26 protein-coding genes are annotated in these 22,006 nt (G+C 66.4%); 12 read left to right on the top strand and 14 right to left on the bottom strand.

The annotated features are described in order from the left end of the window. Window positions 1-18 precede the first annotated feature (18 nt). Complete coding sequence (locus ACIQC0_RS03470) at window positions 19-222, bottom strand: hypothetical protein (protein WP_400532635.1); 204 nt, start codon at window positions 220-222, stop codon at window positions 19-21. Between the two features lie 305 nt (window positions 223-527). Here ACIQC0_RS03470 and ACIQC0_RS03465 point away from each other — a divergent pair, with 305 nt between their 5' ends. Further along, window positions 528-1,829, top strand: coding sequence for a glycosyltransferase 87 family protein (locus ACIQC0_RS03465; protein WP_377216428.1), 1,302 nt, complete (start codon window positions 528-530; stop codon window positions 1,827-1,829). A gap of 28 nt (window positions 1,830-1,857) precedes the next feature. After that, window positions 1,858-3,108 (top strand): glycosyltransferase 87 family protein, encoded by a 1,251-nt coding sequence (locus ACIQC0_RS03460; protein WP_400532632.1) that lies wholly within the window; start codon window positions 1,858-1,860, stop codon window positions 3,106-3,108. A 31-nt stretch (window positions 3,109-3,139) separates the two neighbouring features. Here ACIQC0_RS03460 and mptB read toward each other — a convergent pair whose 3' ends face one another. Further along, entirely contained in the window at window positions 3,140-4,726 is a 1,587-nt protein-coding gene (mptB, locus tag ACIQC0_RS03455) for a polyprenol phosphomannose-dependent alpha 1,6 mannosyltransferase MptB (protein WP_400532630.1), read from the bottom strand. A 90-nt stretch (window positions 4,727-4,816) separates the two neighbouring features. Continuing rightward, entirely contained in the window at window positions 4,817-6,340 is a 1,524-nt protein-coding gene (locus ACIQC0_RS03450; protein WP_377216425.1) for a SulP family inorganic anion transporter, read from the bottom strand. A 203-nt stretch (window positions 6,341-6,543) separates the two neighbouring features. Here ACIQC0_RS03450 and ACIQC0_RS03445 point away from each other — a divergent pair, with 203 nt between their 5' ends. Continuing rightward, window positions 6,544-6,897, top strand: coding sequence for a MerR family transcriptional regulator (locus tag ACIQC0_RS03445; RefSeq protein WP_377216604.1), 354 nt, complete (start codon window positions 6,544-6,546; stop codon window positions 6,895-6,897). 29 nt (window positions 6,898-6,926) lie between these two features. Here the strand turns inward: ACIQC0_RS03445 and ACIQC0_RS03440 are convergent, their stop codons facing one another. From ACIQC0_RS03440 to ACIQC0_RS03430, 3 genes are all read right to left on the bottom strand, one after another. Next, a complete protein-coding gene (locus ACIQC0_RS03440) occupies window positions 6,927-8,072 on the bottom strand; it encodes a diguanylate cyclase (protein ID WP_377216424.1) in 1,146 nt (381 codons plus the stop codon). A gap of 89 nt (window positions 8,073-8,161) precedes the next feature. Then, on the bottom strand, window positions 8,162-8,299 hold the full coding sequence (locus ACIQC0_RS03435; RefSeq protein WP_400532628.1) for a methionine/alanine import family NSS transporter small subunit: 138 nt from the start codon (window positions 8,297-8,299) through the stop codon (window positions 8,162-8,164). Continuing rightward, a complete protein-coding gene (locus ACIQC0_RS03430) occupies window positions 8,296-9,861 on the bottom strand; it encodes a sodium-dependent transporter (RefSeq protein WP_377216422.1) in 1,566 nt (521 codons plus the stop codon). Before ACIQC0_RS03430 ends, ACIQC0_RS03435 begins: the two co-directional genes overlap by 4 nt. A 229-nt stretch (window positions 9,862-10,090) precedes the next feature. Here ACIQC0_RS03430 and ACIQC0_RS03425 point away from each other — a divergent pair, with 229 nt between their 5' ends. Then, complete coding sequence (locus ACIQC0_RS03425) at window positions 10,091-10,423, top strand: hypothetical protein (RefSeq protein WP_377216421.1); 333 nt, start codon at window positions 10,091-10,093, stop codon at window positions 10,421-10,423. A 21-nt stretch (window positions 10,424-10,444) separates the two neighbouring features. Here the strand turns inward: ACIQC0_RS03425 and ACIQC0_RS03420 are convergent, their stop codons facing one another. Beyond that, window positions 10,445-10,987 carry a MarR family winged helix-turn-helix transcriptional regulator gene (locus tag ACIQC0_RS03420; protein ID WP_377216420.1) on the bottom strand — a complete coding sequence of 181 codons (543 nt, stop codon included), beginning with the start codon at window positions 10,985-10,987 and terminating at the stop codon, window positions 10,445-10,447. Window positions 10,988-11,216: 229 nt separating this feature from the next. On the opposite strand from ACIQC0_RS03420, the gene ACIQC0_RS03415 reads away from it, so the two are divergent. Genes ACIQC0_RS03415 through ACIQC0_RS03405 form a run of 3 tightly spaced genes read left to right on the top strand, consistent with a single transcriptional unit; the run spans window position 11,217 to window position 13,221 of the window. Continuing rightward, window positions 11,217-12,125 carry a hypothetical protein gene (locus tag ACIQC0_RS03415; RefSeq protein WP_400532625.1) on the top strand — a complete coding sequence of 303 codons (909 nt, stop codon included), beginning with the start codon at window positions 11,217-11,219 and terminating at the stop codon, window positions 12,123-12,125. Continuing rightward, window positions 12,122-12,580: a phage holin family protein gene (locus tag ACIQC0_RS03410; RefSeq protein WP_400532623.1), complete on the top strand. Its 459-nt coding sequence runs from the start codon at window positions 12,122-12,124 to the stop codon at window positions 12,578-12,580. Before ACIQC0_RS03415 ends, ACIQC0_RS03410 begins: the two co-directional genes overlap by 4 nt. Continuing rightward, the gene (locus ACIQC0_RS03405; protein ID WP_377216417.1) at window positions 12,577-13,221 is read left to right on the top strand and encodes a DUF3618 domain-containing protein; all 645 of its coding nucleotides are present in this window, start codon (window positions 12,577-12,579) and stop codon (window positions 13,219-13,221) included. Before ACIQC0_RS03410 ends, ACIQC0_RS03405 begins: the two co-directional genes overlap by 4 nt. Window positions 13,222-13,426: 205 nt before the next feature. Here ACIQC0_RS03405 and ACIQC0_RS03400 read toward each other — a convergent pair whose 3' ends face one another. Beyond that, window positions 13,427-14,257, bottom strand: a complete 831-nt coding sequence (locus tag ACIQC0_RS03400) for a LysR family substrate-binding domain-containing protein (protein ID WP_400532621.1) — start codon at window positions 14,255-14,257, stop codon at window positions 13,427-13,429. On the opposite strand from ACIQC0_RS03400, the gene ACIQC0_RS03395 reads away from it, so the two are divergent. Then, the gene (locus tag ACIQC0_RS03395) at window positions 14,220-14,612 is read left to right on the top strand and encodes a DUF5997 family protein (RefSeq protein WP_377216415.1); all 393 of its coding nucleotides are present in this window, start codon (window positions 14,220-14,222) and stop codon (window positions 14,610-14,612) included. The genes ACIQC0_RS03400 and ACIQC0_RS03395 overlap by 38 nt on opposite strands. A 79-nt stretch (window positions 14,613-14,691) precedes the next feature. Here ACIQC0_RS03395 and ACIQC0_RS03390 read toward each other — a convergent pair whose 3' ends face one another. The 6 genes from ACIQC0_RS03390 to ACIQC0_RS03365 form a co-directional block, all read right to left on the bottom strand. Further along, window positions 14,692-15,072: a VOC family protein gene (locus ACIQC0_RS03390; RefSeq protein WP_377216414.1), complete on the bottom strand. Its 381-nt coding sequence runs from the start codon at window positions 15,070-15,072 to the stop codon at window positions 14,692-14,694. A 23-nt stretch (window positions 15,073-15,095) separates the two neighbouring features. Further along, a complete protein-coding gene (locus ACIQC0_RS03385) occupies window positions 15,096-15,533 on the bottom strand; it encodes a low molecular weight phosphatase family protein (protein ID WP_400532618.1) in 438 nt (145 codons plus the stop codon). A gap of 283 nt (window positions 15,534-15,816) precedes the next feature. Next, the gene (locus ACIQC0_RS03380) at window positions 15,817-17,202 is read right to left on the bottom strand and encodes an FAD-dependent oxidoreductase (RefSeq protein WP_400532616.1); all 1,386 of its coding nucleotides are present in this window, start codon (window positions 17,200-17,202) and stop codon (window positions 15,817-15,819) included. 9 nt (window positions 17,203-17,211) lie between these two features. After that, window positions 17,212-18,189, bottom strand: a complete 978-nt coding sequence (gene trxB / locus ACIQC0_RS03375) for a thioredoxin-disulfide reductase (protein ID WP_377216411.1) — start codon at window positions 18,187-18,189, stop codon at window positions 17,212-17,214. 25 nt (window positions 18,190-18,214) lie between these two features. Beyond that, the gene (locus tag ACIQC0_RS03370) at window positions 18,215-18,649 is read right to left on the bottom strand and encodes an arsenate reductase ArsC (protein WP_377216410.1); all 435 of its coding nucleotides are present in this window, start codon (window positions 18,647-18,649) and stop codon (window positions 18,215-18,217) included. Between the two features lie 127 nt (window positions 18,650-18,776). After that, window positions 18,777-19,454: a helix-turn-helix domain-containing protein gene (locus ACIQC0_RS03365; protein WP_377216409.1), complete on the bottom strand. Its 678-nt coding sequence runs from the start codon at window positions 19,452-19,454 to the stop codon at window positions 18,777-18,779. Window positions 19,455-19,501: 47 nt separating this feature from the next. Between ACIQC0_RS03365 and ACIQC0_RS03360 the strand changes: the two genes are divergently transcribed. The 4 genes from ACIQC0_RS03360 (at window position 19,502) to ACIQC0_RS03345 (ending at window position 21,811) form a co-directional block, all read left to right on the top strand. After that, window positions 19,502-20,233, top strand: a complete 732-nt coding sequence (locus ACIQC0_RS03360) for an aquaporin (RefSeq protein ID WP_400532613.1) — start codon at window positions 19,502-19,504, stop codon at window positions 20,231-20,233. Window positions 20,234-20,285: 52 nt separating this feature from the next. Continuing rightward, window positions 20,286-20,630 (top strand): ArsR/SmtB family transcription factor, encoded by a 345-nt coding sequence (locus tag ACIQC0_RS03355; protein ID WP_377216407.1) that lies wholly within the window; start codon window positions 20,286-20,288, stop codon window positions 20,628-20,630. Window positions 20,631-20,729: 99 nt separating this feature from the next. After that, window positions 20,730-21,323, top strand: a complete 594-nt coding sequence (locus tag ACIQC0_RS03350) for a hypothetical protein (RefSeq protein WP_377216406.1) — start codon at window positions 20,730-20,732, stop codon at window positions 21,321-21,323. 41 nt (window positions 21,324-21,364) lie between these two features. Beyond that, on the top strand, window positions 21,365-21,811 hold the full coding sequence (locus ACIQC0_RS03345) for a pyridoxamine 5'-phosphate oxidase family protein (RefSeq protein ID WP_377216405.1): 447 nt from the start codon (window positions 21,365-21,367) through the stop codon (window positions 21,809-21,811). Window positions 21,812-22,006: the final 195 nt, after the last annotated feature.

The raw sequence follows: 22,006 nt of genomic DNA, 5'->3' as shown, positions 1-22,006 counted from the left end.
TGGCCATCCGGCTGGCTGCTACCAGGCCTGGTGTTCGCGCGTCAGGCCGAACGGAACGGCCTCGCTCAGCGCCACGGTGAATTTGTCAGCCGCGTGCCGGGTGACCAGGATGCCGTGCTGCCTGCCGGCGAGCGCGTGCGCCTTGGCAGCGGAGACTGCGGCTTCGAGCTCGCTGTCCATGCTCTTGCGGTCGGCGACGGTGAGGGTCAGGGGAAAATTCATGGGAAAAGCCTTTGTGGATCGTCAGGGGCAGGGTGTTCGTTCAACGGTTGCGCTCCCCCAGGCTGCAAACGCGGCAGGGCACCCGTAAAGTGCCCTGCCCCATAGTCCCCCACCGTGGCGGCGCCAGCAACTTTAGATATCGGCCAGCGGGCGGGATTGTGCGCCGAGCGCCGGTCTGCGCGACAAAGCTCACACGGGGAGCCGCAATTACGGCCGCCAATCGCCGGTCAATTAGAGTTGACTGCGGGCGCGGGCTGTTCCTGGCCCCACCGAAACCCCCAACCTGACAAGGTCCCGCCATTCCCATGGATGCTTTTTTCGGCAGACTGACCCGGATCCGCAACGTGGTCCTTCCCGCCCCCGCCCGCAGGGCGCTGAACACGCCGCTGGGCCTGCTGGCCGGATTCATCGTGGTGCACCTGGTCTTCCTGGTCTTCTCCGCATCGCTCTCACTACGGGGCGAGGCACTGAGCGACACCTACATCTACCGGAACTGGGCTGCGGCCGGGTTCGACGACGCCAACCTCGCCGGCGGCCCCAGCCCCTGGGTCTATCCCATCCTTGCCTTGGTCCCGATGGCCGTCGCCGGCATCGCCGGACCGGGCCCGTTCTTCTTCCTTTGGGTGCTCATGACCACCTTCCTCAATGCCTGGGCGCTGCTCAAGCTGACCGAACGCGGCCGCAACACCTCCGCCATCCCCGCAGCCTGGTGGTGGCTCACCTTCACCTTCCTCATGGGCTGGCTCGGTTTCGCCCGCGTGGACGGCCTCACCGCTCCCCTGGTCCTGGTGGCCCTCGCCTACGGAGTCAACCGCCCGTTCATCGCATCCGTGTTGCTGGCCATCGGAACCTGGATCAAGGTGTGGCCGGCCGCCGTCATGCTGGCCCTCTTCGCGGTGCTCCGGAACCGCCTGCTGGTGGTACTGGCAGGAATGACGACGACGGCGGGCGTCGTCGCGCTGGCAGCCACCTTGGGCAGCGTCCCCAGGTTGCTGAACTTCCTCACCCAGCAGGGCGACCGCGGCATGCAGCTGGAGGCGACCTTCACCACGCCGTGGCTGTGGCTGTCCGTCCTGAACATCGGGGATTCCCGGATGTACATGAACACGGACATCAACTCGATGCAGGTGGACGGTCCGGGCACCGCCGCCATGTCCGTGCTGATGCAGCCGCTGCTGGTCCTCGCCGCCCTGCTCGTGGCCGGCCTGACCTTCTGGGCGCTGCACAACGGCAACCAGTACGGCGGCGTGGACCGCACCGAGCTGCTCCTGGCCGGCGCGCTCAGCCTCACCACGGCGTTCGTGGTCTTCAATAAGGTGGGCTCCCCCCAGTTCATGGTGTGGTTGGGCCCGGCCGTCGCTGTGGGCTTGGCCCACAGCTGGCGTGAATGGCGCGTGCCGGCCACCATGCTGATTGTCATCGCGGTGGCCACGTACTTCATTTACCCGCTGTTCTATGACGCCCTCAGCCACAACAATCCCTGGATGGCTCTGGTGCTCAGCATCCGCAACGTCCTGTTGGTGGTGCTGTTCCTCTGGAGCGTCCGCCGGCTGTACCTGCTGGGCAGGAAGACCCCCGCCGCCGCCCCCGCGCTCAAGGAGTCCTGAGATTTCCACGAGGTTCTTTGACCGCCTGGTGACGGTCCGCAGCACAGTCCTCCCCGCCAAGGTGGTGGACTGGTTCGCCCGCCCCTCGAGCGTGTGGTGGGGATTCGCCGTCGTCCATCTCTACTTCCTGGGCTGGATGGCGTCCTTCTTCCTCAACGGCGAGACGTTCAGCGACACCGAGCAGTACCGCCAGTGGGCCATGGACGGGTACAACCCCGCGGACCTGGAAGGAAAGATCAGCCCCTGGGTCTATCCGGTGCTGGCGCAGGTGCCGATCTTCCTGGCAAATATCGCCGGGCCCAGCATGTACCTGCTGAGCTGGTTCCTGATCATCACGGTGCTGAACGCCGCCGGACTTTACATCCTGACCCGCGGCCGGCGGCGCGTGAGTGGCGTTGCCCCTGCCTGGTGGTGGCTGTTCTTCACCGTGTTCATGGGCTACCTCAGCTTTGCCCGGGTGGAGGGCATCACCGCCCCTATCGTGCTCGTCGCACTGCTGTACGCGGCGCAGCGGCCCGTGGCGGCCGGCCTCCTGCTCAGCATCGCCACCTGGATCAAGGTATGGCCGGCGGCCGTGCTTGTGCCCATCCTGATCGCCAGCCAGAAGCGGGTGCAGGTGTTCCTGTCCGGCGTGGCCGTCACCGCCGTAGTGGCCCTCGGCACCTGGCTGTCCGGCGGCCTGCCGCACATCCTGGACTTCCTCCTGAACCAGGGCGACCGCGGCATGCAGCTGGAGGCCACGTTCTCCACGCCCTGGGTGTGGCTGAGCGTGTTCAACATTGCCGGATCGAAGATGGCGGACAACACCGCCATCAACTCCACCGAGGTCTACGGCCCGGGTGCGTCCGCCGCCGCCGTGCTGATGCAGCCTCTCCTCATCCTGGCCGCTGTGGGCGCCGCGATCCTGCTGGTCCGCGCCATGAAACGCGGCGCCGAGCGCGAGGAACTGTTCCTCGAAGGCTCGCTGATGATGGTCACCGCGTTCATCGTGTTCAACAAGGTGGGCTCGCCGCAGTTCATCATCTGGCTGGCCCCGGTGATCATCGCCGGCCTCACCCACGACTGGGACCGCTGGAAGGTGCCCGCCGCGCTGCTCATGGGCATCGCGATGACCACCTTCGTGATTTACCCGCTGTTCTACACCCCGCTGATCCACGCGCACCCAGTGATGGCAGCTGTCCTCACCGCCCGCAACGTGCTCCTGGTGGTGCTGCTGTGGTGGTCGGTACAACGGACGGCCGAGCTCGGCCGGAAGCCTGCGGCGCGGATCGCCGCGTAGGCGCTTAGGTTAGGCGCTTAGCGGGCCGCCGCTATGGCGCCTGACGGGCGGCTGCGCGCCGCTCCTGGACCCAGCGCCACCCCTGCCTGGCCAGGTCCTGGGGCTTCCCTTCGATCAGCAGCTTCCGGGTGTGGATATCCAGCACCAGCAGGTAGAACGTGAACGCCAGGGCCGTGACGAACGCCAGCGAGGACGCGTCGATGGGCAGCTCCACGAACGACCACACGGACAGCTGGTCCTGCGCGCCGAACACCACGAAGAACGTGACCACTACGTAGAGCGAGCGGATCTGCCAGTCGTCGCGGATGCCGGTGACGGCGAGGAACGGCAGGAACCACAGGATGTACCAGGGCTGGATGATGGGGGAAAGCATCACGACGGCGGTGAACGCCAATGCCATCCGGCGCACCGCCCGCGAATAGTCGCCGCGGAACATCAGCAGCAGCACCAGGCCGATGGCGATCCACTTCAGGCCCGTACGCAGCACGTCCGCAAACGTCCCGCCCGGGAGCCCCAGCGCGTTGGCCAGCATCTCCACCTGCTGGCCCAGGAAGCCTGACGGTGAATAACCGGTGTACCCGGGCGTGGGGTCCATGATGGCCCACACCCACCCCGTTCCGAGGTTGTACGGCAGGCCGCTGAGCAGCAGGACTCCGAAGCTGATCCCCGCCGTTGCGGCCCAGATGAGGAACTTGCGCGGCCAGGTGGCGGAGGCCCCGGCCCACATCACGCCGAGGAAGGGCAGCAGCAGTACAGTGATGGGCTTGATGCCGATCGAGGCGGTCACCAAGAGGATGCCCAGGATGTACCTGCGGGTAGCGGCGAAGTACACGCCGGCGACGGCTAGCCCCACCATGAGCGCGTCATTGTGCGCGCTGGCGATGAAACTGATCAGGAACAGCGGGTTGGCCACGGTGATCCAGAGCGCCCGGGCACCATTGATGCCGTGGAGTTCGGCCAGCTTGGGCACGTAGATCACGCACAGCAGCACGCCGACGCCGGCCAAGAGCCTGAAGAGCAGGACGGACAGGTCCGGCTGGGCGCCGGTCAGCCCCACCACCCCGCGCGCCAGCCACAGGAAATACGGGCCGTAGGGGGTGCGGGCTTCCGCCCAGGCGGGGTCGGCTCCGAGCGAAAACCAATTGCTCAGGGTGGAGATGCCCACCTCGTAGGGGTTCTGTCCCTCCCGGACCAGCCGGCCCTGCCCGGTGTACGCGTAGACATCCCGCGAGAAGACGGGGACGCAGAACATCAGGGGCAGCGACCAGGCGGACACCGCGATGACCACGGACCGCAGGGAATGCTGTCCCCAGCCGGCGACCCGCTGGCCAAGCCGGAGCCAGGAGCGGATCAGGAGCATGGCTCCAGCGGTCAGAAGGATGGTGGACACGGCCACGCCCCAGCCTTCGGTCCGCAACGCGATGACCACAGGCTGCCGGATCATGGGCGAGCCGTTGGCGATCCAACCGGTTCCGATGGATCCCACGAACATCATCAGGGCGCCGAGGAAACCCTGGGCGGTGCCGATGTAGGCGCGGTGGCCGGCGGGCGCGGTGCCGGCTTCCGGCGCGCCCGGGCGGCTCTCCGAGGTTCCGAGGGGTGAACCGCCTGCCGTCATGATGTGTGTGGTTCCCTACTTTGGTACGGCGCTGGTTGACCAGCAAAATGGCCGCCTTGCAGCGCCGCTATTTTATCAGTGGCGCGTTTGTCAGTGGCCGCCGCCGAGCTTTCCGCCCAGGCGGTGGCGGATCTGCAGGCTGGCGTCGTTGAGTCCCACCACCTCCACCTCCTTGCCGTGGTGTCGGTACTTCTCGATGATGGCGTCCAGGGCGGCGATGGTGGACGCGTCCCACAGGTGCGAGGCGTGCATGTCGATCACCACCTGCGTCGGGTCGTGGGCGTACTCGAACTGGGTGTAGAGGTCGTTGGAGGACGCGAAGAAGAGCTCACCGTTGACCACGTAAGTGGCGGCTTCCCGGCCCTCCACTGTTTTTACGGTGCGCTCGACCGTGACAAAGTGCGCCACGCGCCGGGCGAAGAGGACCATCGCCACCAGCACGCCGACGCCGACGCCGATGGCCAGGTTGTGCGTGGCAACAGTGACCACGACGGTCGCCACCATGACCAGCGTTTCGCTCTTGGGCATCATTTTCAGCGTGCGCGGGTGGATGCTGTGCCAGTCGAACGTTGCCCAGGACACGAAGATCATCACGGCCACCAGCACGGCCATGGGAATGACGGACACTACTCCGCCGAACACCACCACCAGGATGAGCAGGAAGACGCCAGCCAGGAGTGTGGAAATGCGGGTGCGGGCGCCGGACGCCTTCACGTTGATCATGGTCTGGCCGATCATCGCGCAGCCGCCCATGCCTCCGGTAAAGCCGGTAACGATGTTGGCCACGCCCTGGCCCCACGCCTCGCGCGATTTGTTGGAGCGCGTGTCTGTCACGTCATCCACGAGCTTTGCAGTCATCAGCGATTCCAGCAGCCCCACGAAGGCCATAGCCAGCGCGAACGGGAAGATGATCTGCAGGGTCTCGAGGTTGAACGGCACGTTGGGGATGAACAGGGACGGCAGGGATTCGGGCAGCTCGCCCTTGTCCCCCACGGTGGGAACGGCGACGGCGGCAAGGACGGTGATAAGCGTCAGCACCACGATCGCCACCAGCGGAGCTGGAACGGCCCTGGTGAGCTTCGGCAGCCCAAACACGATGACCAGGGCCAGCGCCGTCAGCGGGTACACCAGCCACGGCACGTTGATCAGTTCAGGAACCTGCGCCATGAAGATCAGGATGGCCAGGGCATTGACGAAGCCCACCATGACGGACCGCGGAATGAATCGCATCAGTCTGGCGACGCCGGAGACGCCCAGGACGACCTGGAAGACGCCGGCCAGGACGACGGCGGCGATGAAATAGTCGACACCGTGGGACTTCACCAACGGGGCGATGACCAGCGCGATCGCCCCGGTGGCCGCGGAAATCATCGCCGGGCGGCCTCCCACGAAGGCGATGGTCACGGCCATGGTGAAGGAGGCGAACAGGCCAAGCCGGGGATCCACGCCGGCAATGATCGAGAAGGCGATAGCCTCAGGAATCAGGGCCAGCGCCACCACCAGGCCCGCGAGGACCTCGGTCTTCAGCCGCCCCGGCGACTTCAGGGTTTCCCGGACAGACTGAAGCTGTTCCGGCGTGTAGGCAGGGGCATCCCCGGCGGTCTTGACGGCCATTGCTGGCTCCGTTCATGGTCGGGAGGACGCACTACAGCGCCATCGCACTTTCGAAGAATGTGGGGGCGCATCAATGCACCGAAAAGGGGGGAACACCTTTAAGCTTGGTCCCACCTCGCTCAAACTCTACCCTAACGTGATGGTAGGGTTTAAGCCGATTGACCAGGAGGCACACTATTTCTACCAACACCGGCACCGCCACCATGCATATCGGGGAGCTGGCCGACCGCACCGGGCTTTCGCTGCGAACCATCCGGCACTATGACGAAGTGGGACTGCTTCCGGCCTCGTCCCGCACCGAGGGCGGCTTCCGCGTCTACACGAACGCGGACTGCGAGCGGCTGCTGGTTATCATGCAGATGAAGCCCCTGGGGTTTTCGCTGGAGGAAATGGCGGAACTGATTCCCGTCCTTACGGCAGGCCCCGGAACTCTTTCCGACCGGGACCGCGCCCGACTCGCGGCATTCCAGGAGAAGGCGGTTCACCAGCGCGCCAAGCTGGCCCGCAACCTGGCGCAGGCCGACCAACTCATTGCGCGGCTCGGCGAACTCGCCTGAACCCGCGCGGCTTTCCCACCCGGGTCAGCTCAGCCTTCGCTGCGCGCGCTCCTGTTCCTGCCCCGCGACTTGGCCACGTATAAGGCCCTGTCCGCGGAGGCGATGGCGTCCTCGAGGGTGGACGTCCCGGCGTCGTACGTTGAAATCCCGTAACTGACGGTGGGCATTTCGAACCCTTCGGCCTCCGATGCTTCCGCCAGGCGCGCGCTGATGCCGGCGGCAACGTCCTCCGCCCGTTCGGCGTCGGCGCCCGGAATAAGGAGAACGAACTCCTCGCCGCCGTAGCGGCCCACCAGGTCCGTCTTCCGGACCGTGGCGGTGCAGGCATCCGCGAAACGCTGCAGGACGTGATCCCCCGCCGCATGGCCGTAGGTGTCGTTCACGGACTTGAAATGGTCCAGGTCAGCCAGGACCAGCGCACCCCCCGGGCCTGCTGCGCGGCGCGAACCGAGCTGGGCGGCGGCCAGGCTGAGGAACGCCTTGCGGTTCAGCAGTCCGGTCAGGTCGTCCCGGGAGGCCACCAGGCGGAGTGCCCGGGTGTGCTGCTCGCTGCTCAGGGCGGGCATGCTGTACGAAGCCACCACCAGCAGCATCATGCTCAGCAGGGTGGTGGTACCGGACCCGAAGAGGCCGTTGAAAAGCTCCCCTTCCGCCCCTTCCGCCAGGAACACCGCCAGCCGCGCTGCATAAAAGGCAGCAAGGATGCCTGCGGCCGAGGCGAGCGGGATGCGCACCCGTGAGTAGTCAGGACCCAGCCGCCAGAGCTCGCGTGCGGAGAGTCCCACGGTGAAACTCATCGCGGCCAGGAAGACCGCTCCGCCGGCCCAGCTGTTGTTCGCGGGATCGTCCACCAGGCCCGCCACGAGAACTGACAACGGGACCGCAGCGGAGATCCAGCCCTTGGGCGGTGCTGTCCGCAGGGAACGGGCTCCCGCCCACACCGCCACTCCGCCGTGGGCCAGCAGCGCGTTGCCCACCGGATTGGCCCACGCCTGGTGCGGGGTGCCGTCCAGCAGGAAAGCGGCGGACCCGGCCAGGAAAAAGCCAAGCGCCACGCACCACCATCCACTGTAGGAGGAGCGCGTGACTCGGTAGGCGGAGAAGTAGAAAAGGAACAACTGGACCACCGCTATTACCACGAAGGCGACGCGGAGCGTGGCGATGTCCAGGATCATGACGCGGAGCCCCCCATGGGCCGAAGTGCTGATGATGCCTCAGTATCCCATCACCGGCACGCATCCCACAGGGGGCCAAAAGTCCCTTGCTAGAGCTCCCAGGCGTTTTCTTCCGGGAGGGCGCCCTCGTCCTCGGGGTGGCGTTTGAGGTTCAGCAGGGACAGCGCCAGGCCGCCCCACACGGTGAGGATGGCAATGATCATCATGGTGATGGCAACGGGTGTCACGGTGCTGTTTCCTTTGCTTCCTCCGCCACCAGGGCGTCGTATTCAGGGTCATAGTTCAACTTGGACCGGCTGCTCCATGGAATGAAGGTCAGCGCGAGGGCCAGCACCACCAGCGCCGCCGCCATGCCCCAGCCGAACACGGCCAGGAACCAGTCCGGGTAGCCGCTGTACGGCTCGGCGATCTTGGTGGCGAACTCGTTGTACACCATGTAGATGAGGGCGGCCGGGACCACCACTGCGATCAGGGCGATCCAGCCCCGGTGCATCCTGATGGTGGAGGTCCGGTTCAGGTGGCGGGCCAGCAAGGGCAGCTTGCGCAGGAACCATGCCAGCACAACAACCGTGACCAGCGCGCCCAGGGTGATGCCGAAGCTGTTCACAAAGGCGTCCGACGTGTCCAGCAGGTAGAGGCCGGTGGCCGTGGGGAACAGCAGCAGCGAGACGGCGGCCACCAGGACGCTCACCACCACGGAGGTGCGCACCCGGGCCCAGCCCAGCTTGTCCTGGACAGCGGAGACGATGACTTCCAGCACGGAGATCAGCGACGTGATTCCGGCAAACACCAGCGAGCCAAAGAACAGTACGCCCATGACGGCGCCGAACGGCGCCTGGGACACGATGGTGGGGAAGGCGATGAATGCCAGTCCAATGCCACCGGTGACTACGTCATCAACGCCGGAGCCGGCTGCCTGGGCCATGAAGCCGAGGGCCGCGAACACGCCGATACCGGCAAGGATCTCGAAGCCGGAGTTGGAGAACGCCACCACCATGCCGGATCCGGTCAGGTCGGTGCGGCGCTTGAGGTAGGAGGAGTAGGTGACCATGATGCCGTAGCCGACGGAGAGCGAAAAGAAGATATGGCCATATGCTGCGGCCCATACCGAAGCATTGCCCAGTGCCGTCCAGTCCGGGGTGAAGAAGGCATTCAGGCCCAGTGCCGCACCCGGGAGGAAGAGCGACTGGACCACCAGCAGCAGGAACATGACCATCAGCAGCGGCAGGAGAATTGAGTTGGCCCGGGAGATACCCTTCCGGATGCCGGCCACCATGATGGCGATCACCGCAACCCAGATCACCAGCAGCGGGAAGAATACGGACGGCACATAATCGAAGCCCACCCCGGGCGTCTCGGCCACGGCGAGGAAGTTGCCGAAGAAGAAGCCCTCGGCGTCGTCGCCCCACGCCTCGGTGAAGGAGAAGATCATGTACATCAGGGACCACGCGATGATCACTGCGTAGTAGGCGGCGATGACGAAGCAGACCAGCACCTGCCACCAGCCCAGCGGCTCGGCGGCGCGGTGGAGGCGCCGGTAGGCCAGGGGCGCGGAGCCGCGGAATTTGTGGCCAACGGCGTAGTCCAGGAACAGCAGGGGGATACCGGCGGTCAGTAGTGCCACCAGGTACGGGATGAGGAATGCGCCGCCGCCGTTTTCGTAGGCGATGTACGGGAAGCGCCAGATGTTGCCCAGCCCCACGGCGGAGCCGATGGCGGACAGGATAAAGAGTCTGCGGGTCGAGAAGGTCTCGCGCTTCACCGGCGCGGCGGGTCCCTGGGTGCTCATGCGTGCACGCTCCGGACGGCGGGGGCATGGACTACGCCGCGCAAGATGCGGCAGCAGGCAGACCGGTTCATTGGATAGCTCTCTCTCAAGTGGAATTAGACACCAAGACGCCCGCCCGATCAGGGGCAGGCGTGGCTGTCTTTCCTCCCACGATAAACCCGCGGCACCTGCGCGCTCCTCCCGGGAGGCCAAAATCCCGTCTGGCGGTCCGGCCGGATACGCTGGAACCATGAACTTCCAACCCGCTGCCCTGCCCCTTGCCGCCCTCCTCCTCCTCACCGGCTGCGGTGCCGTCGGGGATGCGGCCGGCAGCGCCGCCAGCGAGGCCGGGTCCAAGGTGGCATCCGCCGCCGCGGACGAAGTGACCCGCCAGGTTTGCGCTGTCATCAAGGACGGTCTGGTCAGTACGTCCGACAAACAAGTCCTGGGTGGACTCGTGGACGCAGCCGCCACGGCAGGCCTTCCCGCAGAAATTACGACGCCGATGCGCCAGATCGCCGAGTCCGGAGACCAGGTGCCGTCAGACTCCGTCAACTCCCTGCGGGAGGCCTGCGGAGCGTAGCCCGCCTACGCTGGGGGCGTCCTATCCCTGGGGCCGGCCAAAGCGCCGGTGATGCGGCGGTTCCGGCCGACGCGGGGGCTCATGCCCCTGGTTCCCCCAGCGGTCTTCGGGCTGCACCAGCGGGATGACTCCGGCCGACCGGCCCACGGGCACGGCGCGAACGAACTTGGACAGTTCTTCGCGGAGCATCTTCCAGTCAATAGTGGGATCGTCCGGGTAGGCGTTGACCTCCGCCTGGCGCGCGGCTTCCAGCGCGGCCATGCCGGCGTCGGTCAACTCGACTTTGAACTGGCGCCGGTCCGTGGGCTGGCGGCGCCTGGTGATGTGGCCGGCCGATTCAAGCCGAGTGAGGACACGGCCCAGGGTCTGACTCTGGACCCTCACAGCCTCTGCGAGGCGCTCCTGGTTCAACGGCCCGTCGGCAAGCCCCTCAAGGGCGATGACGGCCGCGCGGGTCAGGCCCAGGTGAGCCAGGGCGTCGTCCTGGCGCCGCTGAACCATCCTGGCCGCCACAGTGATCAGGCGATAGCTGTCCCGGGCGTCCGGATCAAGATCGCTGGTCATTCTCCCAGCCTTCCTGTTGATGGCGGGTTACCCTTCGTCGCTACCCCTCTACAATAAGCATGCTTACCATCATGCATGCAAGTGGTCGCGGTGAAACGGGGCCTGCAGTCGGGAACCCCTTGCGCATCGAATGGGAAGTGTGCTTAGTATCGGATTAGTAACCTTGCTTACTAACCGCCAGCACTGCTGGTTCTTGATCGCCAGCTGACATTTCCTGAAAGAGAGCCCGATGACAGAGAACCAATGGCCCCAGACCCCCAAGCCCGCCTCGACTGACCCGTACGCGGCAGATCCGTATGCTGCGGACCCGTACGGAACGGAAACGGGCATAGCACCGGAAACCTACGCGCCCCCCGCTGCAGGCACCCCCGGAACGCTTGACGCTTCCGGGACCGCGGGCGCCTCCCGGAAGGATGCTGCGAAGGAAGAGGCTTCGCAGGTTGCCGGGCAGGCGAAGTCCGCGGCGCAGGATGTTGCCGCCACGGCCAAGGAGGAAGCGGCAAACGTTGCCGCCGAGGCAAAGGCCAGCGCCCAGGACCTGCTGGAGCAGGCCCGGACCGGGCTGAGCAGCCAGGCCGGGGCGCAGCAGCAGAAGGCCGCCGAAGGAATCCGGAACATCTCCAGCGAACTGCACCGCATGGCCACCGCCCCGGACCAGCCGGGAGTCGCCGCCGACCTGGTCCGTGAGGCCGCCCAGCGCACCTCAACGCTGGCCGACTGGCTGGAAAACCGCGACCCGGGCTCGCTGCTGACCGAGGTGCAGTCGTTCGCCCGGAACCGCCCCGGGACCTTCCTCCTGCTCGCCGCAGGGGCCGGAGTCCTCACCGGCCGCCTCACCCGTGGCCTTACCGCCGGAGCCCCCGAAACTTCAGCCTCGCAAGTGGGCCAGGGCACCGCGCCCCGGCACTACCAGCCGCAGCAGGAGCGCATCCGGCAGGAGACCGTCTTCGCAGCCGGAACAGACGCCGGTCTGTTCGACGAGCCCACTGTCGGCTCGGGCGCCCCGGTATCCACTTCCACCCTTCCGGGCGGTACAGCAGAGGACACCCCACTCCGCTACGAGGATGACCCCTTCAGCACTGACAGCACCCGGGCGGGCAACGACCCGTACGGGACTCAGGAAGGACGGCACCTGTGAGTAGCCAGTATTCGGAGTTTCCCGCCGGCGCGGGTCCAGTCAGTGGCGAGGGCAGCGCGGCGCACCAGAAAGCGGAGAACACCTCCCTCGGTGACCTGCTCGGTGAAGTGACCCGGGACCTGTCCACGCTGATGCGCCAGGAAGTGGAACTGGCCAAGGCCGAAGCGAAAGAATCCGCGACCCGCGCCGGGAAAGGCGGCGGCATGCTCGCCGGCGCCGGCGTGGCCGGACACTTCGTCCTGCTCTTCCTCTCCCTGGCCCTGATGTTCGCCCTCGGCGCCCTCATGCCCCTGGGCTGGGCCGCCCTAATCCTCGCGGTGATCTGGGGCATTACCGCCGCGGTCCTCGCCGCGACCGGCCGCAAGGAACTCAAACACGTCAAAGGCCTGCCCCAGACAGGCGAAACACTCTCCGAAATCCCCCCGACCCTCAAACCAGGTGAGGTAAACCGATGACCAACGAGAACCCGGACGCCATCCGCTCCGACATAGAAGCCACCCGCGCCCGCCTCGGAACCAACGTGGACGCCGTCGCGGACAAAGTCAGCCCGTCCAACATCGTCCACCGCCAAACCGACAAGGCCAAAGAGGCCCTCACCGGCGTGAAGGAGAAAATCATGGGCACAGCAGACCACGCCACCACCCGCGTCCAGGACACCCTGCACACCGGGACCGGACACACCACCGGCACCCTCCACGACGCCAAGGACACCGCCGCCGCCCGGCTCTCCGACGCCGGGACCGCGGTCTCCCACGCCCCGGACCAGGTCAAAGCCAAAACCCAGGGCAACCCCCTCGCCGCGGGCCTGATCGCCTTCGGCGCCGGGATGATCGTCTCCTCCCTGATCCCGGCCAGCCAAAAAGAACGCGAAGCCGCGGACCAGCTCAAAACCGCAGCCCAACCCCTGGCCAACCAGGTCACCGAAGCCGCCAAAGACATGGCCGAAGACCTCAAAGAACCAGCCCGCGAAGCCATGGAAAACCTCAAAACCACCGCGGCCGACGCAGCCGACCACGTCAAGACCGACAGCCAACACGCCGCGACCGACGTCAAAGACCGCGCCACCGACGCCAAAACCAACGTCCAAAACACCTAGGACAAACCACAGGGGGCCGCTCTTCCGTCGGGAAGGGTGGCCCTCGCCTTTCCCCGACATCCCAGCCAAGGAGCCACGCCATGAAGAGGCTGCTTTTCGCCCTGCTGCCCACGATCATCAGCCGCGTCCTGCGGGCCCGGAAGGTGCGCCAGGCCCGGGCGGGCCGGCCTCCTCAGCGAAACCGGTACTAGCTTCCGTCCCGGAACTAGCGCTTGCCCTTCTTGCGCGAGCCTTTCCCGCGGCCTTTGTCAGGGTTGGGCGCGTACCGCTGGGCCACCTTCGGCGCCTTCTTTGTTCCGGTTCCGCGCCGGTCCGGCCTTGGCTCCTTCTTCTCCTTGACCGGCTGGGCGGACGGCTGCCGGGAGCTTTGGGCCGTGCGCCCGCGGACGATCCCGATGAATTCTTCGATGATCTCGTCTGTTGCATCGGCCGGCCACACCAGCGCGATTTCCGTCCCTTCGGCGCCGGTGAGCCGCCGCGCCACGGTGTCCTTGACGTTGAAGTGGCGGGCCACGGACATGGGTAGGACCACCAGCCCGGCGCCCGCGGCAACCACCTGGAGCGTGGCTTCCGGCCCGCCCAGGGCAGCAACATCCAGAAAGGACTCCTGCTCCAGGTCGGCCAGGGCCACTTCCTCGAACACCGAAATTTCATGCCCTTTGGGCGCCACCACAACGGGCTGTTCCTCGTACAGGGGGATGACGCTGAGGCCCTCGCGCTCGATGGGAAGCCGGACGAAGGCCATGTCCGCCGTACCGTTACGAACGGCGGCGGTCTGGGCGCCGTCGTCGGACATAAATGACTCCAGTGGCACCCCCGGCATCCGCTCTTCCCACCTGCGGATCCATTTGCCGGGCGTCACCCCCGGCACATACGCGATGCGGAGGGTCCGGGGCGCCGCTTGCTCCCCCGCGTCAGCGTCTTCGAAAGCGTTCGGCGGGGCGGTGTTGTCAGTGGGCACGTCTTCACAGTACCGCCCGCCCGGATACCCTTGAAGCATGACCTCTGCAAACTCCCAGTCCATGAAGCCGGCCACCGTTGCCAAGAAACTTGGCATCTACCTGCCCGCCACGCCCCAGGAGTTCCAGGAATCCACTATCACCCGGGCAGAGTTCGCCGAGCTCCAGTCAAACCCGCCCGAGTGGCTCGCGGAGCTCCGCCGCAACGGCCCGCACCCCCGTCCCGTGGTGGCACAGAAGCTGAATGTCTCCATCAGCGGCCTGGCCCGCGGCGGTGTTGAGGATGCGCTGACGACGGCGGAAATCACCGCACTGCTACAGGCTCCGCCCCAGTGGCTGGTCACCGAGCGCGCCACGCACGCCGCCGTCCGCGCCGAAGCGCAGCGCGTTAAGGAAGAAGCCGCCAAGAAGGAAGCCCGCAAGGCGCAGTAGCACGCCACCCACACGAACCAGAGGCTTGTTCGCGGATCTGGACCTGGACGGCGCGGATGTGAGAACAAGCCTCTGGGATCTAGTCCTGGTGCAGCTGGACGTAGTTGCCGCAGCCGTCGTCGAACACTGCGGTGACGCCGAACGGGCCCTCCTCGGGCTCCTGCTTGAACGTCACGCCGGCCTGCACCAGCCGCTCGTGCTCGGCCCGGACGTCGGGCACCCCGAAGACGATTGCCGGGAGGCCGGCGTCGTGCACGGCATTCATGTAGTCCGCACCGATGGGATTGTCGCTGGGTTCCAGCAGCAGGCCCGCTGCGTTTTCCGCCGCACCGGGGTCCTTGATGATGAACAGGTTGTGTTCCGGCATGGCCATCAGCGTGTCGAAGCCAAGGGTCCCCGTGTAGAACTCGTAGGCGGCGGCGGGTTCCTTAACGTGGATGCTGCACATTTTGAGTCTCATGGCTTCGAGCGTACCGGCTGAACTCAGCTGCGTGTCAGTTCCTGGTGAAGCTGCTCCACACGCTGCCGGATGTCGTCACGGACAAGGCGCATGCGTTCCATGCCCTCAATGCCCCGCTCCGACGGCTCATCTGTCTCCCAGACCTCCATGCGAACCCCTTCCCTCGGGTCGAGTTTCGCCTCGGTGCCAAGTACGACGACGACATCCACGGTGTCTTCCACCGCGCCGGTGACGGGCTTGGGGTATTCGCCGGACAGGTCAATGCCGAGCTCCGCGAGCGACTCGACAGCTAAGGGGTTCAGGTCCTTTCCGGGCTTGGTCCCGGCCGAATAAACGTCCACTGAACCCCCCGCGAGCTGCCGCATCAGTCCGGCCGCCAGCTGCGACTTGCCACCGTTCTTGCTGCAGACGAACAGGACTGCCGGCTTGGTTCCGGCGTGTGCAATGTCTGGAGTGCTCATGAGGATTCTTCTTCCTTGGTCTGATTAGTAAGCAGGGAGGCAGCCAGGACTTTGCCCCGGTCATGGATTAGGTCACGGATTTCCCGGACGGCTTCCAAGGACCGGCCGGCCGGGTCTGCAAGGTCCCAGTCCTCGTATCGCTTGCCGGAGTAGATCGGACCCGGCGGAGCGGACTCAAGCGGTCGCCGGCGATGCGGTGTAGAACCTCGGCGTTGTCCTGCAAGCCGAGGGCTGTGCGTTGTTCGGTCATTTCGACCCGTCGTCTACTGCCATGCCGGATTTGTCAGTTGGCGCCGGAGCGGCCGTGGACCAGCCCGGTGGGAAAGCCGACCAGGACTGGCTCCGGCGCGCCGCAGCATGCTGCCTCTGCTTCCTCCATACCCCGGATGTCTCCCGGTGCCGGGGTATCGCAGCTGCTGCCCGCATCCGTGGAGCAGACGCCGGTTTCCGGAAGCTCAAGCTGGACGGTGTCTGCCGCTTCCCGGTCTCCGGCCAGGGCGGCCGCCACGGACCGGACCTGTTCATAGCCGGTAGCCAGCAGGAAGGTCGGGGCCCGCCCGTAGGACTTCATGCCCACGATGTAAAAGTCCTTGTCCGGATGGGCCAGGAGCTTCGCGCCGTGCGGCGGTACAGTTCCACACGAATGGAATTCGGGGTCGATCAGTGGGCCGAGCTGCATCGGCGCTTCCACCGCAGGGTCCAGGTCAAGGCGCAGTTCGCGGAGGATGTCCAGGTCAGGGCGGAACCCGGTGCAGGGAATGACGACGTCGGCCTCCAAGGCGCGGCCGTCTACCGCACCGGCGGTGACGCCCGGCCCGGCGGAAGTAAGCGACGCGATGCCGAAACCGGTGTGCAATTCGACCCGGCCCGCCTCGACGAGGCGCCGCAGGCGGGAGCCCAACTGGCCCCGTGCGGGCAAGCCGTCTGCGTCCCCGCCGCCGTAGACCTTGTCCGCCGACCCGCCGCGGACGGCCCAGAGGATCCGCGTACCGGGCTCTTCCCTGGCCAGGTCCGAGAGATTGATCAGGGTGTTCGCCGCGGAGTGGCCGGCGCCCACCACCAGCACCCGGCGGCCGGCGAACATGGCACGGTCGCGGCCCAGGACGTCCGGGAGGGGAGCGGAGATTCGGTCCGCCATGGCCTCTTCCCCGATTGCGGGCAGGCCGGACGTTCCCAGCGGATTCCGGGCAGACCAGCTGCCGGAGGCGTCAATGACAGCTGCCACGGCGTGGTCCCGGATGCGCCCGTCTGCGTGCTGGACCCGGACCACGAAGGGCGCGTCATCCCGCTTCTTCACGTGCGTTTTGTCCAGGCCCTGCCGCGACACGGCAGTGACCCGAGCACCGGTGTGCAACCGGGATGCGATCTGCGGCAGCGCGGCCAGCGGCTCAAGGTAGTTGTCCAGGAGTTCGCCGCCGTAGGGAAGCGCCGTCAGACGCGGCGCTTCCCAGCCGGATTCCTCCAGGAGCCGCACCGCTGCGGCATCAAGGTTGAACCGCCACGGAGAGAACAAGCGGATGTGGCGCCACTGGGCAACGGCAGCACCCGCCGTCGTGCCTTGCTCGAAGACGACCGGCTCAAGGCCGCGCTCCAGCAGGTGCGCCGCAGCCGCAAGGCCTACCGGTCCCGCTCCGATCACGGCGACTGGAAGGTTGTTCTGTCCGTTCATGGCGGTTCCTTAGTTGTGGGTGGGTTCCTCGACAAGAGCGGTGGCGATGCTGTCCGCTTCCTCCAGCGCCGCCAGGTAGCGCTCCGCGTCCAGCGCGGCGGCGCATCCTGTTCCGGCGGCGGTGATGGCCTGCCGGTAACGGTGGTCGACTGCGTCGCCGCACGCGAATACGCCGGAGAGGTTGGTGACCGTGGTGGGTGAATCAACCTTGATGTAGCCTTCATCGTCCAGCTCCACTTGGCCGGTGAGCAGCTCGGTACGCGGAACGTGCCCGATCGCGACGAACAGGCCCGTGGCAGCGTGGGCACGCGTCTCACCGGTGCGTGTGTCCGTCAGGGTGACGCCCGTGACCTTCTCCTCGCCGTGGATGGCGGTGACGGCAGAGTTCCAGGCGAAGCTGATCTTGGGGTTGTCCTTGGCGCGCTGGGCCATGATGCGGGAGGCACGCAGTTCGTCTTTGCGGACGACGACGGTTACGGACTTCGCGAACCGGGTCAGGAAGGTCGCTTCCTCCATTGCGGAGTCACCCCCGCCCACCACGATGATGTCCTGCTCACGGAAGAAGAAACCGTCGCACGTCGCGCACCAGGACACCCCGTGCCCGCTGAGCTTCTTCTCCTCGGGCAGCCCGAGTTCCTTGTACGCGGAGCCGGTGGCCAGGATGACGGCGGGTGCCTCGTGGGTCTCGCCGGCTCCGGTGACCACGCGCTTGAGGTGGCCGGTCAGGTCAACTGACGTGGCGTCATCGAACACTACCCTCGCGCCGAATTTCTCAGCCTGCTCCTGCAGCCCGTCCATGAGCTCAGGGCCTTGGATTCCGCCCGGGAAGCCGGGGAAGTTCTCCACCTCGGTGGTATTCATCAGCGCACCGCCGGCGGTGACGGAGCCGGCCAGGACCAATGGCCGCAGCCCTGCCCGCGCCGCATAGATTGCCGCCGTGTAACCCGCCGGGCCGGAACCGACGATGATCAGCTGTTCGTTGCTCATGGGATCTCCTGGGGTAGTGGCCGGGCTACTGGGCGTCCGCGTGCTGCGCAGGCACGAGTTCGGTGATCAGCTGCTCGATGCGGGTCTTGATCTGGTCGCGGATGGGGCGGACAGACTCCACGCCCTTGCCGGCGGGATCTTCCAGCACCCAGTCCTCGTAGCGCTTGCCCGGGAAGTAGGGGCACTCGTCGCCGCAGCCCATGGTGATCACCACGTCGGACTCCTTGACCGCCTCGGTGGTGAGGACCTTGGGAACCTCGGCGGACATGTCAATGCCCAGCTCCGCCATGGCTTCCACCGCAGCGGGGTTGATCTTGTCGGCGGGCTGCGACCCGGCCGAGCGGACCTCGATGGCTCCCTTGCCCAGGGTGGTCAGGAACGCGGCAGCCATCTGGGAGCGGCCGGCGTTGTGGACACAGACGAACAGGACGGACGGCTTCTTGGGGGTTTCAGTGGTCACTGGAGTTCTCCTTGAGTAATGGTGCTGTGGATGGGTTGCATCCGGCCGCTGCCGTCCCCACAAATACATTGATGAGGATCGATACAGCGAGTATGGCCGGAGATATCGATGGATGTCAATATGTTCTTTATGCGGCCCGCAAGCGGGGTGCCAGCCCCGCGATCCGGGCTTCCAGGTCCCGGTAGGCATCCGCAAAAGCCTGGCTGCTGTTGCGGCGGAGGGGATCCGGCACAGACCAGTGCACGGCATGGAGGGACGGTAGTTCCTCGTGGGCGTTGTCGCAGACGGTAACGACGAAGTCGTCCGCACTCGCCACCTCGTCCAGGTGCTGCGGCTTCACCGCGTCCGGCAACCTGACCCCGTGCTGCCACGCGATGTCCACCGCGCCGGCCGCGACCGCCTCTGCCGGATGCGTGCCCGCCGAGACCGCAGGAATCTCACTCATCCGGCTCCACAGCGCCGCCGCCAACTGGGAGCGGGCTGCGTTCGCTGTGCATACGAAGAGGACCCGCCGGGCCGCGTGCGTTACTCCGGGCGCCAGCCCGTCCAGGGCAGCGGGAGCAAGCCGGATATAGGTCCGGCGCCGGTCAGCCTCCGACCGGCCGCGCGTCACCATTGACGCCTGCTCCAGCGTGCGTAGGTGGTGCGCCAGCAGGTTGGATGCCATCCCGAGTTCGGCCTGCAGCTCTGAGGGCGAGAGGTCGCCGAGGGTCAGCAGATCCACGATGCGAAGGCGTGCGGGATCAGCCAGGGCAGCGTGCTTCGCCACGCGCTCCTCCAGGGCTGAATTTTCCTCAAATTTCATTGCCTCAAGTTTGACTGAGGTAATGCAAATGCGTCAAGCTGTGGTGCATGACTTCTTTCCAACCGCCGCTTTGGCGTCGCGCCACCGCTGAACTGCTCGGAACCGGACTGCTCGTGGCCATTGTGGTGGGTTCCGGCATTATGGCGGAACAGCTGTCTCCGAACGACATCGGCCTGCAACTGCTGCAAAACAGCACTGCCACTGTCTTCGGGCTGACCATCCTCATCCTGATGCTCGGGCCGGTCAGCGGGGCACACTTCAACCCGGTGGTCTCCCTGGCGGACTGGCTCCTGGGGCGGCGCAGTGGGGCCGGACTGACCCTCCCCGAAGTGGGGGTCTACAGCGCGGCGCAAGTGGTGGGCGGCATCGGCGGAAGCGTGCTCGCGAACGCAATGTTCGACGTCGGAACCTCCTTCTCCAGTAAGGACCGCCTCACCGGCGCGCACGCGCTGAGTGAAGTGGTGGCCACTGCCGGCCTGATCCTGCTGATTTTCGCCTTGGCCCGCACTTCACGTGGCATGCTGGCGGCGCCGGCCGTGGGTGCCTACATCGGCGCCGCCTACTGGTTCACCTCCTCCACGTCATTCGCGAACCCTGCGGTCACCGTGGGCCGCATCTTCACCGACACCTTCGCCGGCATCGCACCCGGCTCGGCCCCCGGATACATCGCGGCACAGGCGGTGGGCGGTGCGGTAGGTCTGGCTCTGGTCCTGCTGCTGTTCCCCACAGCCGGCAAAGCGGCAGACGACGTCGTAGTGCCGCACCGGGCGGACGACTGACCGCGCACCCCGCATATATTGATGCGTGTCGATCTCAGGGGATAATGGACCCATGACCGCCCCGACAGTCCAGGATTCCATTGCCGCGTGCTGCCCACCGGAAGCAGGCCCTGTGCTGTCCGCCCCGGCGGCCGCCGAGGCGGCCCGCATCTTCAAGGCGGTCGCCGATCCCAACCGGCTGCGGCTGCTGTCCCTTGTCAAGGCCTCCGCAGCCGGGGAACGTTGCGTGTGCGACCTGACGGGGCCGCTGGGCCTCGGCCAGCCGACGGTGTCCCACCACCTGAAAATCCTGGTGGACGCTGGCCTGCTGCACCGCGAAAAGCGGGGCACGTGGGCCTACTACTCACTGGTGCCGGGAGCCCTGGAACGCGCGGCAGGACTTCTGGCCGGGCTCTGACAGGGCCGGTCCTCCGCCCATTGACCCCGGGGTCCACACGGGATGCAATGGAATTACCAGTCCAGCCATTCCCCGGCCGGGCAGGTGGAGGTGTTTTCGATGTCTGCCGCGGCTCTGTTCCTGTTCCAGGGTGCTTGGGTCTTCTTCGTGTGCGGCACAGTCCTGCTGGTCAGCGTGGCCTGTACTGCCTTGGTTGTCAGGCGGCATGCGGACGACGGAACGATGGCGGAACGCCCCGACCAGCTCTTCTGGGATGTCTTCCTGGGGGCAGCCGTTGCCGTTCCGTCCCTGCTGATCCCCACGCTCATGGCCCCTCCAGCTGGCCTGCTGCTGGGTCTGGCCGCCACTGCGGCCGGCGTGGCAGGCTACCGGGGAGCTCCCAGATTCTCGCAATGGCGCGAACGTCGGCGGGATGCCAGGCTGCGGCTCCCCCGCCACCGGGCGGCGCAGGTGCAACATCAGGAACTACTGGCGCGGTGGCGGCGCTACGAGCTGGACCCGGGCTGTGCCATCGAGTATCCGGGACTCACAGACGTGAGCCTCCCGGAGACGTCAGCCCTGATCAAGGCCATGCGGGATGCCGACCGGCTTGCCGAGAGCGGCCACCCCGGCTACCCGGCAGCGGTGGCCACCCTGGCCGAATCGCTGACGGCCGCGGAGCGGGCTGCCGGAGTTCCGGAACGGCAGGCCTAAGGGCCCTGTTGGCCCCCGCTGTCCGTAGGTATTCTCAGGCCATGAACAACCCAGCAGATCACCCTGAAACAGAAAACATGAGCCTCCACGACTGCTGGGCCTGCCTGCAAAGTTCCTCGATCGGCAGGCTCGCAGTCCTCAGCGGCGGGAAGCCGGAGATCTTTCCGGTGAACTTCATGCCGGACAATGCCACCATCCTCTTCCGCACGGCACCCGGAACCAAGCTCGATGCAGTCACCGTCGGCTCGCCGGTTGTCATGGAAGCGGACGGTCTGAATGATTACGGCACCATAGCGTGGAGCGTCGTGGTAAAAGGCACCCCGGAACACGTGGACCCGGCTGACGCCCCATTCGGGCTGGCACAGTGGGAACCCGGCGTGAAAGCGCACCTGGTGCGGATCACGCCCACGGAGGTGACGGGCCGGCGGTTCGTAATCAACCCCAACATGGGGTGGTGGCAGCCGGAGAGCCCTCGCCCGCCCGCCTAGCCCGGGGCCGAATCCGGCGCATCGGAAAACAAAAACACCCCCGGTCCTGAGACCGGGGGTGTTGTGCGATTTCTTGAAACATCGATGCGTGCGCGAGGGGGTGTCTAGTTTCACGACATAGTTCTCACATGAGTCGGGACATCGTTCCCAGTTGATGCTTCACCGGTGAGTCGGGACATCGTTCACACCCTGGAG

The sequence above is a fragment of the Pseudarthrobacter sp. NPDC092419 genome (assembly GCF_044755045.1).
Classification (GTDB): Bacteria; Actinomycetota; Actinomycetes; order Actinomycetales; family Micrococcaceae; genus Arthrobacter.
The sequence above is the reverse complement of the archived record's forward strand: the minus strand, read 5'-3'. Positions and strand labels throughout refer to the sequence as shown.